This is a genomic window from Thalassotalea sp. PS06, assembly GCF_007197775.1.
Taxonomy (GTDB): domain Bacteria; phylum Pseudomonadota; class Gammaproteobacteria; order Enterobacterales; family Alteromonadaceae; genus Thalassotalea_A.
This window is the reverse complement of sequence record NZ_CP041638.1, coordinates 3,528,624-3,542,841: the sequence shown is the minus strand read 5'-3', so window position 1 is coordinate 3,542,841 and position 14,218 is coordinate 3,528,624. Positions and strand designations below refer to the sequence as shown.

General features: G+C 43.4%; 18 protein-coding genes. 6 read left to right on the top strand and 12 right to left on the bottom strand.

Annotated elements, in window-relative coordinates; all coding sequences use genetic code 11:
* The first annotated feature begins 8 nt into the window (after positions 1–8).
* Positions 9–848: a hypothetical protein gene (locus FNC98_RS15730; protein ID WP_144035220.1), complete on the top strand. Its 840-nt coding sequence runs from the start codon at positions 9–11 to the stop codon at positions 846–848.
* Positions 849–977: 129 nt separating this feature from the next.
* On the opposite strand, the gene FNC98_RS15725 is transcribed toward FNC98_RS15730, so the two are convergent.
* A complete protein-coding gene (locus FNC98_RS15725; protein WP_144035219.1) occupies positions 978–1,892 on the bottom strand; it encodes an acyl-CoA desaturase in 915 nt (304 codons plus the stop codon).
* Positions 1,893–1,908: 16 nt separating this feature from the next.
* Positions 1,909–2,835 (bottom strand): hypothetical protein, encoded by a 927-nt coding sequence (locus FNC98_RS15720; protein WP_144035218.1) that lies wholly within the window; start codon positions 2,833–2,835, stop codon positions 1,909–1,911.
* Between the two features lie 79 nt (positions 2,836–2,914).
* Between FNC98_RS15720 and FNC98_RS15715 the strand changes: the two genes are divergently transcribed.
* Positions 2,915–3,241, top strand: coding sequence for a metalloregulator ArsR/SmtB family transcription factor (locus FNC98_RS15715; RefSeq protein WP_144035217.1), 327 nt, complete (start codon positions 2,915–2,917; stop codon positions 3,239–3,241).
* Positions 3,242–3,249: 8 nt separating this feature from the next.
* Positions 3,250–3,714 (top strand): EVE domain-containing protein, encoded by a 465-nt coding sequence (locus FNC98_RS15710; RefSeq protein ID WP_144035216.1) that lies wholly within the window; start codon positions 3,250–3,252, stop codon positions 3,712–3,714.
* Between the two features lie 52 nt (positions 3,715–3,766).
* Here the strand turns inward: FNC98_RS15710 and FNC98_RS15705 are convergent, their stop codons facing one another.
* On the bottom strand, positions 3,767–4,471 hold the full coding sequence (locus FNC98_RS15705) for a pirin family protein (RefSeq protein ID WP_144035215.1): 705 nt from the start codon (positions 4,469–4,471) through the stop codon (positions 3,767–3,769).
* A 100-nt stretch (positions 4,472–4,571) separates the two neighbouring features.
* Positions 4,572–5,483, bottom strand: a complete 912-nt coding sequence (locus tag FNC98_RS15700) for a LysR family transcriptional regulator (protein WP_144035214.1) — start codon at positions 5,481–5,483, stop codon at positions 4,572–4,574.
* A 137-nt stretch (positions 5,484–5,620) separates the two neighbouring features.
* Here FNC98_RS15700 and FNC98_RS15695 point away from each other — a divergent pair, with 137 nt between their 5' ends.
* Positions 5,621–6,226, top strand: coding sequence for an FMN-dependent NADH-azoreductase (locus tag FNC98_RS15695; protein ID WP_144035213.1), 606 nt, complete (start codon positions 5,621–5,623; stop codon positions 6,224–6,226).
* Positions 6,227–6,294: 68 nt separating this feature from the next.
* Here FNC98_RS15695 and FNC98_RS15690 read toward each other — a convergent pair whose 3' ends face one another.
* Positions 6,295–6,657: a DUF1294 domain-containing protein gene (locus tag FNC98_RS15690; protein WP_260680379.1), complete on the bottom strand. Its 363-nt coding sequence runs from the start codon at positions 6,655–6,657 to the stop codon at positions 6,295–6,297.
* A gap of 126 nt (positions 6,658–6,783) precedes the next feature.
* A complete protein-coding gene (locus FNC98_RS15685) occupies positions 6,784–7,017 on the bottom strand; it encodes a hypothetical protein (RefSeq protein WP_144035212.1) in 234 nt (77 codons plus the stop codon).
* Positions 7,018–7,232: 215 nt separating this feature from the next.
* Here FNC98_RS15685 and FNC98_RS15680 point away from each other — a divergent pair, with 215 nt between their 5' ends.
* Positions 7,233–7,856 (top strand): glutathione S-transferase family protein, encoded by a 624-nt coding sequence (locus FNC98_RS15680; protein WP_144035211.1) that lies wholly within the window; start codon positions 7,233–7,235, stop codon positions 7,854–7,856.
* A 14-nt stretch (positions 7,857–7,870) separates the two neighbouring features.
* Here the strand turns inward: FNC98_RS15680 and FNC98_RS15675 are convergent, their stop codons facing one another.
* From FNC98_RS15675 to FNC98_RS15655, 5 genes are all read right to left on the bottom strand, one after another.
* Entirely contained in the window at positions 7,871–8,317 is a 447-nt protein-coding gene (locus FNC98_RS15675) for a phage holin family protein (RefSeq protein ID WP_144035210.1), read from the bottom strand.
* Between the two features lie 7 nt (positions 8,318–8,324).
* Positions 8,325–8,630, bottom strand: coding sequence for a hypothetical protein (locus FNC98_RS15670; protein ID WP_144035209.1), 306 nt, complete (start codon positions 8,628–8,630; stop codon positions 8,325–8,327).
* Between the two features lie 15 nt (positions 8,631–8,645).
* Complete coding sequence (locus FNC98_RS15665) at positions 8,646–9,209, bottom strand: HdeD family acid-resistance protein (RefSeq protein ID WP_185968005.1); 564 nt, start codon at positions 9,207–9,209, stop codon at positions 8,646–8,648.
* A 184-nt stretch (positions 9,210–9,393) separates the two neighbouring features.
* Positions 9,394–10,686, bottom strand: a complete 1,293-nt coding sequence (locus FNC98_RS15660) for a DUF945 family protein (RefSeq protein WP_185968004.1) — start codon at positions 10,684–10,686, stop codon at positions 9,394–9,396.
* A 117-nt stretch (positions 10,687–10,803) separates the two neighbouring features.
* Positions 10,804–11,004: a hypothetical protein gene (locus tag FNC98_RS15655; protein WP_144035206.1), complete on the bottom strand. Its 201-nt coding sequence runs from the start codon at positions 11,002–11,004 to the stop codon at positions 10,804–10,806.
* Between the two features lie 286 nt (positions 11,005–11,290).
* On the opposite strand from FNC98_RS15655, the gene FNC98_RS15650 reads away from it, so the two are divergent.
* The gene (locus tag FNC98_RS15650; RefSeq protein WP_260680378.1) at positions 11,291–13,372 is read left to right on the top strand and encodes a S9 family peptidase; all 2,082 of its coding nucleotides are present in this window, start codon (positions 11,291–11,293) and stop codon (positions 13,370–13,372) included.
* On the opposite strand, the gene FNC98_RS15645 is transcribed toward FNC98_RS15650, so the two are convergent.
* Positions 13,369–14,193 carry a c-type cytochrome gene (locus FNC98_RS15645; protein ID WP_144035205.1) on the bottom strand — a complete coding sequence of 275 codons (825 nt, stop codon included), beginning with the start codon at positions 14,191–14,193 and terminating at the stop codon, positions 13,369–13,371. The genes FNC98_RS15650 and FNC98_RS15645 overlap by 4 nt on opposite strands.
* Positions 14,194–14,218: the final 25 nt, after the last annotated feature.

Genomic DNA, 14,218 nt, shown 5'->3' with positions numbered 1-14,218 from the left:
AGTAGTTTGTGAAGATTTTATCCTTTGGTTCATTAGTAGTTGGAGCCTTTTTCTCGTTGAGTGTTCAGGCTCAGACTATATTTACCCAATGTAATACATGTAACTATGATTACGAGTTCCAAGCTGTAGCGGAATATGAAGCTGATATTGATGGCGCTCCGACCGTTGAGGTGCTAATTTCCAATTTTGAAGATTCAGTTCTAAAAAAATATAGAGTTGTTACTATCAAATCGTTTGAACCTGGTGTTCCCGATATCAGAAATGTTTATCTTTTAACCCCTACATCGGAAGAATATGAAAAGTACGACAATATTATTGTTGCACGGGTTGCATTTACAAGTTCGTTGGAAAATTTTGAAGTTGACGAAAAAGTTTTGACGAGCGCCTACCACATGGTTGGCTCGAGCAGCAATAGAAATAAAGTTTCTGAACACATCACAGATAGTGCTAATTACGCTCAACGTATGGAAGTATTTGGGGCATCTCTAGGTCAAATTGCAGATAAAATATCATCTGTGCCGATTGTAATTAAAGTAACTTTTGATGATGGTTCCGCAGCTTATTTTCAAGCTATTCCATCTTTAGGAGCTGCATTACCTCTAAAATTAATAAAGGCTGTTGATAAAGACAAAAATGATATTCCTTTAACTGAAGAAGAGTTTTCTACTCCTGGTTCTCGTAATTGGACAGAACAAGGTAATGAGGGGTTGCAAAATTGGATTGATGCTGGTGCTCGATTGGGTATAACTATCAGTATTGATGGTTCCGTAGCTGATGCAATTGAAACTACATGCACTGTAACTCCTGAAGGTTTAGAGTGCAAACCTATCCCAAGTTCAGAACAATAACTACCTTAATTTAGGCCAAAAATTAGCTAAGTGTATCGGTCGCGGTCGAAATCGCTTAGCTACATTTTTAAAATCAAGCAATTGCCTTGCGCTTCACTCTCTTGAATATTGAATTTTTCCAGCATTTTTTCATGCATTCGATCTTGCTGTTAACTCTTGGCGCGGTGCCAGATGTTGAGGAAGTTTTATATCCCAGACCCATCCGGCCTTTTGCATCAGCATTAGCATCCACGAGCCGGGATCCAGTTGACCTTTTTCCAAGCCCAATTTAGCGGAACCAGGAAATGCATGGTGATTGTTATGCCAACTCTCACCCATGGTGATAAGGGCGGCAAATGGTACATTGTAACCCTGCACAAATGCCCCATTAATATGCCAACTTCGACCACCTTGATTGTGTGCAAAATAGCCGATCAGCCAGTGGCCGGTAATGGATATGGCAACGCGAGCGCAAATTCCCCAAATTACCCAGGCAACGCCTCCGAGCGCAAATAAAATCATTGCCCAGGGTAATTGCTGCCACTTCCAATAGCGCTCCATAAAGCTAAGTACCGGATCGTTTTTATAATTTTCTTCGATGATGATTTGCGGTGGTTGTTTTAGATGAATATCGCACAATAGTTGCCAATAACCGTCTTTGAAGAAGGATTGTCTATGGCCAAAATAATCATGGCAATGACGCTGGCGCTGCGCCCAGTCACGCATATCATGGGTTTTTATCATCGCAAAGGGGCCGCCTAAACCGGTAATAACACCCAGGTGAACAAGAAAATAGCCAAGCCATTTCGAACATTGAAAGCTTTGATGGATAAGGTATCGGTGCATACCTAAGGAGTGTCCAAAACAAAGTGTGAAACCGGTAAACGTAAGGAATAGCAATACAGTCTCAAGGGATGCGGTCATTGCGCCACCAATGGTTGCAACGAGACACATGGTGATAAACCATATCGTTTTGGTTAACGATAATTTGACCTCGCCTGTAGAAGCGTTGCCATTTCCTTTTTCCTTAATTCGGGCATTTTCATAGTGTGGATGTCTATTCATGTCCCTCTCCTTGTAATTACGGCGTGATGATTTCTTCGATCAAAAATTCACTGCTTCTGGCAATGGCGAATTCCTGTACCGGACCAAAGTACCAGGCGGGATCGAGTGTCCGTTGATAGTGAATTCGCAACGTTACCTTGGTTTGCGAGGCCGATATTGGCTCCAGGAAGATTTCAGTGCCATGTAAGTTTAGGTAGTTGGCAATATAGCTGTCGTTTTCAATAATCCTGGTACGAATGTAATTGTCGGTAACCTGAGTCAGCTGTAACTGCATAGCCCCCTCATGAGTGTTGGTGACAAACCAACGGTGGTACCGGTAGTAAATGGTATGTATATCGCCTTGCTCAAGGCTTTGTGCGTCGATTTGATAGGGCATTGGAAACAGAGATAATAACCAATGACGAGGTTTATTCAGATCGATAGGTTTTTGCAGTTGTTGATGAATTTCAGCAATAGAAGCTGCCACGATTTTAGATTCTTCGACAGCGTGTTCACGTTCAAAGCTCAATGAAGGGGCGACGCCTTCAAAGGCGCTGATCAGTATCAAAGCCGGGAGGATATGCATGTAGTGCGTGGATTGGTTTTTGCTTATTCGATATCGGCGAATGGCGTCGATGATAAATACCAACAGGATCACGGAAAAATAAATCGGCATGAACATGACAACACAAACAAAGCCCTCAAATAAGATGATAGAGCTACCAAGCATGACGATAAGCGAGGTTATGGTGAGCCGCAGATAAGTGGATTTCCAGTTCTCGGTTGCCGGTCGTATAAGAAAGGTTAAGGCAACGGCAATCGCAAAAGGAATGCCAACATACAATAAAGCACTCTCGTCAAAGTCATATTCCATCATCAATCGGATTGACAGAGAACAAACGCCAATGATGAGTATGATTAGCAGTGTTCGGTTTTCCCTGAATCGCTCAAAATTTTTTGTCATGGCACAAATCCCTTAAATTGATTACTATGACGATAAGAGTAATTTAGTTAATTAACTATTTAGTTAAATATATAATTCAATGAGTAATGTATTTCAAGCTTTATCATCATCGGTGAGACGAAAAATTTTGGCATATTTGTCAGAAGCCAGCCTAACGGCAGGAGAAATTGCTGAGCGATTTGAGATCAGTAAGCCGGCATTGTCTAAGCATTTGACGATTCTGCTAAACGCCGGACTAATTGCATCTGAAAAGAAGGGACAATATGTTCACTATTCTTTAGTGAAGGAAAATTTGTTTGCATCTATGAATGACTTTTTAGTGGATTTTTGTCCGGAAGGAAAACCTTTGAAGGTTGAGAGTGCGGCTATAGCCTCGAAGAAAAAGCAAAAGTCAGAGCAAGAATAGGAAATCTTATGAACTATTGGTTATTTAAAACTGAGCCTGATGAATTTAGCATCGATGATTTGGCCAAGGTTGGGCCTGAAGGCGAATGCTGGGAAGGTATTCGCAACTATCAGGCGCGAAACTTTATGCGAGATAAGGTTCGTGTTGGCGACAAAGTTTTTATTTACCATTCCAGTTGTAAAGATGTGGGGATTGCTGGCATTGGTGAAATCGTTAAAGAAGCGTTTCCGGACCCGTTTCAGTTTAATCCTACCAGTAAATATTTTGATGAAAAATCTACCGAGGAAATACCACGCTGGGTTGCGGTTCAGGTAGGCTTCATCGAAAAGTTCGACAAGCTTGTGCCATTATCGTTATTGAAACAGCAGCCGCAACTCGAAGATATGGTTTTAGTTAACCGAGGCCGGTTATCGATTCAACCGGTTGAAGAAAAGCATTGGCAATTTATTATCAACTTGAAAGAGCAATTGTAATTGATGAAAAGTGAGCCTTGTTCTCATTAAGGCTCACTTTTTCGATTCTCAGCTAAATTGCCGGTAAATCAAACCATAAAGCTTCGACATCACTGCTGGCGACAATTTCAGTAACCTCATCAGCAGTTACCATAAACGCGTCTCCAGCGCTAAAATCCGTGCCGTTAGCTGCTAACGAACCGCTGACAATATGCAGATAACCGACCCGGTTTGTGGTGTGGGTACTCACGTAAAGGGTGATTTGTTGCTGCTTTTCCAGCATCAATCGATACAGGTTGGCGTCTTGATTCATCGACAGTGAACCATCGGTACCGTTACTCGTGACTAATGGCGTCAATGGACCGTTCTGTTCAATGCGTTTTTGCTCGTAACTCGGTTCAATACCAAATACATTAGGCTGAATCCAAATCTGCAAAAAGTTAACCGCTTCTTTGTCTGAGGCATTATATTCCGAATGCATAACACCGCGGCCCGCACTCATCCGCTGGACTTCACCGGCGGGAACCGTGTAGATATTTCCGGTACTGTCTTTGTGCTCAAGCGCGCCGTCGATGACATAGGAGATAATTTCCATATCGCGGTGACCATGGGTATCAAAACCACGACCAGGTTGCACCACATCATCATTTATCACTCGCAGCACTGATACGCCCATGTGCTTTGGATCGTAATAGTGGCCAAAAGAAAAACTGTGTTTGCTGTTGAGCCAACCAAAATTGGCGCCACCGCGATCGTGACTTTTACGAATATATTTCATTAGTTATTCCCTATCTTTGAATTTGATGAATCCAGTGTAGGGTTCATTTAAATAGAATGATATTTGTTAATATTGATGAAATTATTCTATTTATTAGAACTTATTTCGGTTTGTTGCCGTCGCAAGTTGGCATTTGCATGGTTTGGTATCTGAGCTCGCCGATAAATTGCCGCGCCGCCGGGCCCAGACGATCGCCATCATTAAAGATCAGATACAACAAAGCGTTGCGTCGACCGCCCTGCTCTAATGGTAACTGCTGTAATTCGCCGCTATTCAAGTCATTGACGATAGCCGGGAATGGCAACCAGGCGAAACCCAGGCCAGAACGTATCATATCAATAGAGGTACGGATGTGGCTGACCGTCCATCGTTGATTCGCCCCTAACCAACCGGCGTCTTTTTGCGCGGAAATTGCCGAATCTCGAACCACGATTTGGCGGTGGTTTTTTAAATCTTCTAAAGTCAGCGCATCGGATTGTTGGAAAAGAGGATGCGAAGGAGCAGCTACGGCAACAAACTCTATCTGACACAACTCTTCACTAAATCCTTCCTTGATTGGATAGGGCGAAATTGCAATATCGACATCGGAGTTTGCTAATAATTCGCTGGCACCGGTAAGAACCGATTCCTGGAGCTCGATGCGCAGCAGAGGGTATTGCTGTGAGGTTTCATCGAGTACTCGATAAAGCAGCTTTTGTGGAAAGATTTCATCAACGGCAATCCGCAAGCGGGTTTCTATGCCATCACTAAGGCTTTGTGCCACGGCCTCGACTTTACCCGCTTCTTCAAGCAGGTAGTTGGCGCGACGCAACATCAATTCACCTGCATCGGTGAGCAAAGTTTTGCGCCCTTCTGTTTTTAGCAGTTTTACACCTAGCGATTGCTCAAGTTTATGCACTGCGTGGTGGATACTGGACTGACTTTTATGGATGGCACTGGCGGCCTGATTAAACCCACCATATTCGGCGACAGCAGATAACATTCGCCATTGTTCGAGAGTGACTTTTAACATGCAGAGATGCCCTTAGAGTTCAGCAATTTGCTATTTATTCTTGTATTTAGAACGAATGGTTCAGTTATTACTAATTTTATATCAAATTTTTAGAATTAATATAGAGGTAATCGTCAACTATTTAAAAGGTAAGGCAAATGACTAAGAAAGTTTTACTCCTGAATACCTCATTAAATGCCGAAAATGGCAATTCCAACTTACTGGCGCAGCAATTCGTGAAGGAACTACGAGATAGTTTTGCAATTGAGGTGACTGAAAGAGATTTGAATCAACAGGCCCTGGCGCACTTGTCTGCAGATGAAATGGCCGCCTGGATGACTCCTGAAGCCGATAGAAACGCGGAACAAACGGCACTTGCCAGGATATCAGACAATTTAATCGAGGAATTACAAAATAACGAGATGATCGTGATTGGCATGCCAATGTATAACTTTGGTGTTCCTTCCGTGTTCAAAGCCTGGATAGATAGAATTGCCCGGGCAGGAATCACCTTTAAATACTCGGAGCAAGGTCCTGTGGGCTTATTGGAAAATAAGAAAGTGGTGATCATTGCCGCTCGTGGAGGTGCCTATGCTGGCACACCGAAAGACACGCAGTCGGCTTATCTAAAGGATGTGTTTGCCTTTCTTGGGATTGAAGACGTTGAATTTATTTATGCTGAAGGGTTGGCTATGCCAGATAAAGATTTGCGATTGCAGGAGGCAAATATTGAGATAGCGAGGTTGGCGAAAAAGGTCGCCTGACTTAAATGCAGGCTGGACGATACCCGGTGCAAGTTACTTGCACCGTATGGGTACGAATAATCTAAAACTTAGAACAGTGTGTTGTATGGGGATAAATACCAGATAAAAATTCCTACATTACCGATAACGGTAAACCAGTACACGACTCTGAACGATAACTTTTGAGTTTTATGTCGCAATAATTGCTGCGCAAATGCAGCACCTGGCCAACCGCCTATGGTCGATAACAAGTGTAAAGAGCTTTCCTGAGTGCGTTTACCTCCGCGCTCGGATGATGTCTTATCCGTCGCATAGGCTAAGTAGGTAAAAAGGCTGATGCCCAAATAACCTAAAAAGAGTTCCCGCGGAATGAATCCCGGGACGTAGGCCAGCGTCAAAATCATCATAAAGATGCTGGCTGGAATCAGTCGAATTAACGTTCCTTGGCGCATACGATTACCTCTCCTGGAGTTCGAATGAGTAAGGGGGCTGTTTATTTTTTGAAATTTATTAATTGATGTCAGAGTCAATGAAACGTAATGTCATGCCTTCACTCTATTTGAATCAGGTACTGAAGATCAGTTTGTCGTGGCTTCTTGTTCTGACTCTGTATCTTCAAGAAATACCTGCCGATGTGCTCGGTTCATGATTTTATCGGCTTGCTGTTTAGTAAATATTCCCAATTCAATGCCCGCTTGCATATAACCTTCAAGGCGAAACTTCTGGCGGTCGGTATCCTTACTGTGTTTGGCTAATTCAAACATTTCCAACAGTTGTTGATTGCAGGAAATAAGGTATCGATCTTTTTCCATGAGTCACAATTCCTTGGGATATTTATTGATTTCAATTACAAGATAACCAAAAAAATTGGCCTTGGGTAGTGTTAATGTTATGTTATTTTTAAATTAATTGATTGAAAAGATATTGACTTTTGGTGATCGCTGAAAAAACCAAAAGGCTAGCAAATCAGCGAAATCTGCATTATTGACTACACTTGTGAACACGCTTGTTGAAGAGGTAGGGACGAGTGAAGTTTTATTATTTTCCCATTTCAACGTACTCTCAGAAAGTGCTGTTGGCACTGTATGAAAAACGCTGCATATTTGAACCTCGATTGGTGAATATTCTTGACCAACAGGAAGTTGATGAGTTTCGTTCGATTTACCCTCTCGGCAAAATTCCTTTACTGGTCGTATCCGACAATCAGCTGATTCCAGAATCGAGTATCATTATAGAGTACCTGGATGGTCACTATGACACCGGTACCCGTTTGATACCCGCAGGTAACGTCGATGAAATGCGGCAATTAAGATTCTTAGACCGCATGGCTGACTTGTATCTTAATAACTCGGTTGTGACCCTGATGTTTGCTCAAAATCGCAGGCAAGCAGAGTTAGCAGACGCCAGACGCTATCTTCTGTATTGTTACGATCAGCTAAACCATATCCTCGAGGGGAATCAGTGGGTAATGGGAGAGGGGTTTACTATGGTCGATTGTGCGGTGATCCCACCACTATTGTATGCTGAGCGATTTATGCCGTTCACCGAATATGCAAACTTGCTGAATTATTTTCAGCGCGCCCAGGAGCGTCCCTCCTATCAAAAAGTTTTGGCTGATGCTCTGCCTCTGCTCACATCTATGGGAGTTTGAGGTTGGAGATACCGTCAGGATTTGGTTTTCTTTCTTGGTTTTATCACGTCTAACAAAAGGGTTACTAAGGTAATCAAACCGTCGCCTGAAGAAAAGCCGGTGGGTGAAAATAGTTCCTTTACCTGTTGCCCATCAGCCTGAATTTCTGCAACCGCAAGGTCTCGGGCTTGCTCCAGTATCTTTTGTTCATTTGTTGGCGGTTTCTTTCTACCCAGCCATAACATGAACAAAGTCAGTATCAGGTTTACACCACCAAGGATAAAGGCTGCTAACCATGGGCCAAACTTTACTGCAAGTAATTGGTAACAGCCGATATTGAGAAAGATGAAGGTCAGTAGTAACAGAAATAACGCGATGACAATGAATATCAGTCGGCTGATAAGCTGCTGTAATGACAATTCCAGCAAGCCAGCTTGTGCTTTGTAGAGTAATTTAAACTTTAAGCGTTGCGAACTTAACATGGAATATTCACCTTATAATCCGCCCCAACAAAAAGCCAAGGGCAAAGGCGCCAAGGATGCTCGTTCCCTGATGATCACTAAGTTCATGCTTTAACTCATCCAATAAGTGCTCTAATTGCTCTCGCTCTGTCGCGGTTGGTGACGCCTTGGGAGGAACAGCTTTGGACTCGGTATCTGAATCTTTGTTGCAGTTTTCAGTGCTATCCTGCAGGTTTTCGGGGTTATCTTTGGCTTGCGCCTGTAACTGTTCGAGCTGCTGTTTGAGCAGCTCGATTTCCTCAAGAGCCAGATTCAGTTTGTCGGAATTAGTCATTGCCGAACTATCGGATTAATTGACCGGCTTTTCAATAGATTGGCTAAGCTGCTTGGTTGCCATTGACGTAAAAATGATCGAAAATCCCGAAAATAGCAGTCTGACGCCAACCAGAATACCAACCGCCCAGGCGCCAGAAACCGGCCAGCTTTTCCAGATCATCCAGGCAAGTAACAGGGTGATGAGTCCGCTGAAAAGCATCCATCCCCAGCCTTTTTGAGGTTTGTATTGAAACGCAACTATGATGGTAAAAATGCCTTCAACAATAAAGTAGGCAAGTAATACGATAGTGAGGGTCATCAATCCCATAGCGGGCATTACCATCATAAACAGGCCACCGAGTACGGAAATCCCACCAAACAGGAACTTCAATGCTCCACTGCCAAAACTCTGGGCTTTGAAGGCAAAAATAATCTGCACAATACCGGCAAATAACAGGATAAGTCCCACCATCACCGAAATGCTCATACCGGCGATCATTGGCGCTATCATCGCGAGGATACCGAGAATTACAATTAATATGCCAAAGGCCATGCCAACGCGGGAGGTGTCTTGAATTGCTTCAGATTCGATACTCATATCCTCTCTCCTATGTCGAGATTGAAAGTATGTAGATATCAGATAAATATGGGTAATAAGTGTAGTCGAGAGATTGGTAAATCTAAGGGTATATTGTTGTTGGATGAGAAAATCGCGGTTGGAAACCATAATAAAAGGCAGAAAGCGGTTACTTTCTGCCAGATAGTGGAGTTTACTAATGTTATTAGCCTAACGGAATTGGCATACCGTTAATGAGTGCCTGGCCATTAGCGAAAGAGAAGTTAAATAACAAGGTTTCCTCTTCCTGAACTAACATCCCCTGTTCTTTCAACATATCAACATTCTCTTGCATGCCAAGGTTGGTGAAGAATGCTGAAGGGGCAGAACCTTTGGCATCGGCCTGCAAAGCAAACATCATGCTCATTGGGTTGTTAGCATCGAATTTTTGCGGGTCTATGGTTACCAGTAAATCCGATACGATGTCGCCTTCATTGGTGGTAATACCTAGTTTATCGATTGCAATGCTAGGGTTATCTGCCAATAACTTGGGTAATTGCTGCTGCATTGCAACCATTAAAGTTTGTTGTTGCTGCGGATCTTCTGGATCCAGGTTTACCAGAAGGTTTTGAATTTCACTCAAAGCATCAACATTGAAATTATCCATGGTCATTGAATAATTGAAATCGGTGAACTGTTGAAAAGCTAATGCTACCTGGTCAGCGCTCACGGTTAAATTGCCGGCTAGCAGTCCAGCATTAACCTTGGAGTCACTGGCCATATGTAAATTGCGAATTGACATGCTGGCGTCTGGCGTTTCGCCATTGACGATAAATTCCGTCACCGAAAGTTTCGATGTACCAATGCCCAGTGACATCGGAGCAAACATATTTCCATTGATATAGGTTTGGTTTAATTCGATGTCCATTTTACCAACGACCAACGCAACTGTTTCGCCTTTAACAATCTTCATTCCCTGCCACTCTCCGCCCCCGGTAATATGACCCTGGGTGTCGGTAGTTGTATGAAACAGGCCAGGTAAAATTTCTAAATTCGCCTCATCAAGCTTGATTGTTGTCGGTTTAATTCTGGTGCTGGAATAGGTAGTGCCATTGAAGGATGTACGGGCAATTGTGCTCATACCGTCATCCTGCAATTGTTCAATGTTGATGATTTCTTCCTTGAATTCAGCCGGGAGTTTGGCGTTAAACTGGGAATCTAGCAGACCCAGACCAACACCATCGGTGGACCACAAAACCGGACCGTGTTGGATTATCTGTTCAATTTCAAAATTGAACATCTCAACGTTCCCCTCATCGTCAGTAACCGGCATGGTAAATTTGACGGTTGCATCTGAGTTAATCCAGCCGCGATTGTATTCCAGTAACTCTACTTCAAATGCTGGATTTGCAGATATTTGCTGATAAAGGGTTTGGGTATGTTCTTCGGCTTTAATACCTATGATGTATGGACTTGCCAGTGAAGCGCCAACGGCAACTGCGGCTAGTATCTTTTTCATTGTTCTTCCTTGGGGCATTCCCGTTTTATCGTTTTTAGGGGCAAGCCAGTCTAGCACAGGTGTAATCATTTATTGACCACAAAAAGGAAGCTGGCAGGGTAGTATGATGCTTGCAGATTATTCGGTTTGAGTTAAATACTGCTTATATTCTTTAACACCAAAGTAGCGAATGCTTTTCTTATGGGTGACCTTTTTGGCGATTAACTTGTCCTGGCAATATATTCTAACCACCTGTTTGTCACCATTTCGATCAGTATCATAGGCATGCTCAGGATTGAGTCGTAAATCATCGAATTCACTGCGCATTATTAATTTCATCAATTGTCCTTGGCCATTATGTTTTCGATAGAGTATCGAAAAACCGGGGTAGTTAGCAACGCTCGGCGATCTAGACCATTTACACTGTTATTGCCTTTCGCTAAAGTAACTTACTGATATTTAATACCAAACTTTTTAAGCGATGTTCGCACTGCTGATATTGAGCAACACCGCCAATGCTTGTTTGGGTAACCAATGAATATTGCTCGAATAAATTCCTTAGGAGACTCCCCCATCTCTTGAATAAGAATTTGTTCGTCTCATTCCACCAGAAGGATTTACCCCCATGAGGTATATTAACCGTGTAAAAACCTGGGCTTTTCAAGGTTTGGCGATAATGTCGCTAAGTGCTTTTGCCCTTAATACTGCCAGCGCATTTGAACAGGATGAAAATACCAATCACCTGACCCTTGAAGACGTATTTGATATTGAATATGTTGGCGGACTGGATGTTCACCCATCTAAAAACTACGTAATTTACGAGCGCCGGGCGATGGATATCATGGCCGACAGCACCCGCATTAATTTGTGGCAAATTAATAGTGATGGTAGTGACCATCGTCCGGTATTGTCCGGAAAAGCCAGCTATCGGATGCCTGTATTTTCTCCAGATGGGAGTCGTCTCGCTTATGTTTCGAGTTTCGAAGGTAACAATCAGCTATACATGCGTTGGTTAGATACCGGCCAAACTGCTCGAGTGACTAATCTGCAGCATTCCCCGTCAAGCATTAGTTTTTCACCGGATGGTAAGTGGATAGCATTTGTGATGTTTACACCGGGCAAACCTTCTTCGCTGCCAGTAAAAATGCCTAAACAGCCTAAAGGTGCTAAATGGGCTGGCAATGCGACCTATATTGACAGTTTTTCCTATCGCAGCGATGGCGCAGGGTTTGTGCCAGCAGGTTTTAATCAAATCTATGTTGTCCCGAGTGAGGGCGGAAGTGCCAGACAGATCACAGAGGGAGATTTTAACCACTCTGGTCAGCTATCCTGGAGTAAAGACAGCAAGCACATCATCTTTAGTGCAAATCGAACGGAAGATTGGCAACGCCAGCCGTTAGCCTCAGATATCTTTCAGGTAGACGTAATGTCTGGAGAAATCGCTAAATTACTTGAGCGCGAAGGTCCTGAGTTTTCGCCAATTATAAGCCCGGACGGCAAGAAAATTGCGTATCTACAAGTTAATGATAGAAAGCTTGCCAGTCAGAACGCCCTGGTTTATGTGATGAATCGTGATGGCAGCAATAGTAAAGGTTTGGTCAGCAAATTGGATCGCCCGATTGCCAATATTCAATGGGGACCGAAAAGTGATTCAGTGTATTTTAGTTACGATGACCACGGTAAGAAGAAACTGGCCTCGGTAAACCTGAGTGGAAAAATCACCCGCCACAAAGCGCAATTAGGGGGGCAGTCATTAGGGCGTCCTTATACCTCTGGTAGCTATGTGGTTGCCAATAGCTCTGATGTTTTTTATACCCAGGCAAACAGCCAGCGCCCCGCTGATTTAGGTGTCGAGACCAAAGATGGTGAGTTATTGCGTTTAACGCGATTGAACGAAGATGTTTTAGCGCCAAAAGAGCTGGCTAAAGTTCGTTCGTTAACGGTGAAGTCCTCGGTTGATGAGCGCCCAATTGAAGCTTGGTTAGCGCTACCGCCAAACTTTGATCCAGAGAAAAAATATCCATTAATCATGGAAATTCACGGTGGTCCACATACCGCCTATGGACCACAGTTTAGCCTGGAAATCCAGTTAATGGCGGCGCAGGGCTATGTCGTTGTATGGGCAAACCCGCGTGGTAGCACATCTTATGGTGAAGAGTTTGCCAACCTGATTCATCACAATTATCCGTCTGAAGATTACAATGATTTAATGGATGTGGTTGACGGTGTTATCGAAGAAGGATTCGTTGATGAAGAGCAGCTTTTCGTAACTGGTGGCAGTGGCGGCGGTACGCTAACGGCCTGGATAATCGGTAAAACCGATCGCTTTAAAGCCGCGGTGGTTGCTAAGCCAGTGATTAACTGGTTGAGCTTTAGTTTGACGGCCGATGCATACGCTTACTTTACCCAATATTGGATGCCAGGTATGCCGTGGGAGCAAGTTGACCATTTATGGAAACATTCACCGCTTAGTCTGGTGGGTAATGTTTCTACGCCAACCATGCTGTTAACTGGTGAGGTAGATTATCGGACACCGATGAGTGAAACCGAACAGTATTATCAGGCATTGCAATTACGTAATATTGACTCAGCCATGGTACGTATTCCTAAAGCCAGTCATGGCATTGCAGCCCGACCCAGTAATCTGGCTCAGAAAGTGGCTTATATCCTTGCATGGTTCGAAAAATATAATAAACAACAGGATTAATTAGCGGTTTGCGAAGGTGTTTCTGCAGCAGTTAAATTACGCAGAAATAAAATCAAATCATTGATATCCTGATCTGAAAGTTTGGTGTATAAGCCCGCCGGCATTGGCGGCAATACCATACTTCCATCTGGTCTTTGCCCTGTTCGGATTAATTTTGCTAATTCATTGTCGGTGTAATTGGGCAAATTGCCGGACGGTGTAAGATTGCTGCTATAGATGACCGCACCATCTTCCTGTTTAAAAGGGGTGCCACCAGCCCCAACTAAATGACTCATTTTTCCTCTCGGGTTATGGCAATGGGTACAATAAGTTAAATTGTAAATATATTGTCCTCGAGAGATTGGATCATCGAAATCAGGACCTATGACATGCTCAACCTTTTGGTCGTGCGCCTTGCGTGTTTTAATGGTCGTTTGGGTTGCTTTTACTGTCCGTTGAACTTGAGGAATGGAGCGTAAATACGCAACGATGGCGCGTAAATCACTGTCAGCCAAATTCCGGTAAATGTCAATTGGCATAGGCGCACCGATATTAGTGCCATCGGGTCTGATGCCATTGCGAATGGAAGATATGATTTCGTTATCACTCCAACTACCTAGCCCGGAATCTGCATCATTGGTTATGTTAGGGGCATTACTGATAAAGCCGCCTATTGTAATACCTTCCGCGCCACCAAGATCTTCGCCATGGCAATGGGTACAGGACAACATTTTTTGAACTAGGTAACTACCTCGTTCAAGGGAAGTTTGCTGGTCATTGGCGAATGTAAAAGGTATAGGTCCCAAACCAATTAAGCAAAAGAAGCATGCAAACTTTATCATATCTTACTCGTAATCTATTAAAAAA

Bases quoted from the DNA above. Each gene is read 5' to 3' on its own strand.
- FNC98_RS15725 (WP_144035219.1), bottom strand. From the start codon at position 1,892: ATGAATAGACATCCACACTATGAAAATGCCCGAATTAAGGAAAAAGGA.
- FNC98_RS15720 (WP_144035218.1), bottom strand. From the start codon at position 2,835: ATGACAAAAAATTTTGAGCGATTCAGGGAAAACCGAACACTGCTAATC.
- FNC98_RS15715 (WP_144035217.1), top strand. From the start codon at position 2,915: ATGAGTAATGTATTTCAAGCTTTATCATCATCGGTGAGACGAAAAATT.
- FNC98_RS15710 (WP_144035216.1), top strand. From the start codon at position 3,250: ATGAACTATTGGTTATTTAAAACTGAGCCTGATGAATTTAGCATCGAT.
- FNC98_RS15705 (WP_144035215.1), bottom strand. From the start codon at position 4,471: ATGAAATATATTCGTAAAAGTCACGATCGCGGTGGCGCCAATTTTGGT.
- FNC98_RS15700 (WP_144035214.1), bottom strand. From the start codon at position 5,483: ATGTTAAAAGTCACTCTCGAACAATGGCGAATGTTATCTGCTGTCGCC.
- FNC98_RS15695 (WP_144035213.1), top strand. From the start codon at position 5,621: ATGACTAAGAAAGTTTTACTCCTGAATACCTCATTAAATGCCGAAAAT.
- FNC98_RS15690 (WP_260680379.1), bottom strand. From the start codon at position 6,657: ATGCGCCAAGGAACGTTAATTCGACTGATTCCAGCCAGCATCTTTATG.
- FNC98_RS15685 (WP_144035212.1), bottom strand. From the start codon at position 7,017: ATGGAAAAAGATCGATACCTTATTTCCTGCAATCAACAACTGTTGGAA.
- FNC98_RS15675 (WP_144035210.1), bottom strand. From the start codon at position 8,317: ATGTTAAGTTCGCAACGCTTAAAGTTTAAATTACTCTACAAAGCACAA.
- FNC98_RS15670 (WP_144035209.1), bottom strand. From the start codon at position 8,630: ATGACTAATTCCGACAAACTGAATCTGGCTCTTGAGGAAATCGAGCTG.
- FNC98_RS15665 (WP_185968005.1), bottom strand. From the start codon at position 9,209: ATGAGTATCGAATCTGAAGCAATTCAAGACACCTCCCGCGTTGGCATG.
- FNC98_RS15660 (WP_185968004.1), bottom strand. From the start codon at position 10,686: ATGAAAAAGATACTAGCCGCAGTTGCCGTTGGCGCTTCACTGGCAAGT.
- FNC98_RS15655 (WP_144035206.1), bottom strand. From the start codon at position 11,004: ATGAAATTAATAATGCGCAGTGAATTCGATGATTTACGACTCAATCCT.
- FNC98_RS15650 (WP_260680378.1), top strand. From the start codon at position 11,291: ATGAGGTATATTAACCGTGTAAAAACCTGGGCTTTTCAAGGTTTGGCG.
- FNC98_RS15645 (WP_144035205.1), bottom strand. From the start codon at position 14,193: ATGATAAAGTTTGCATGCTTCTTTTGCTTAATTGGTTTGGGACCTATA.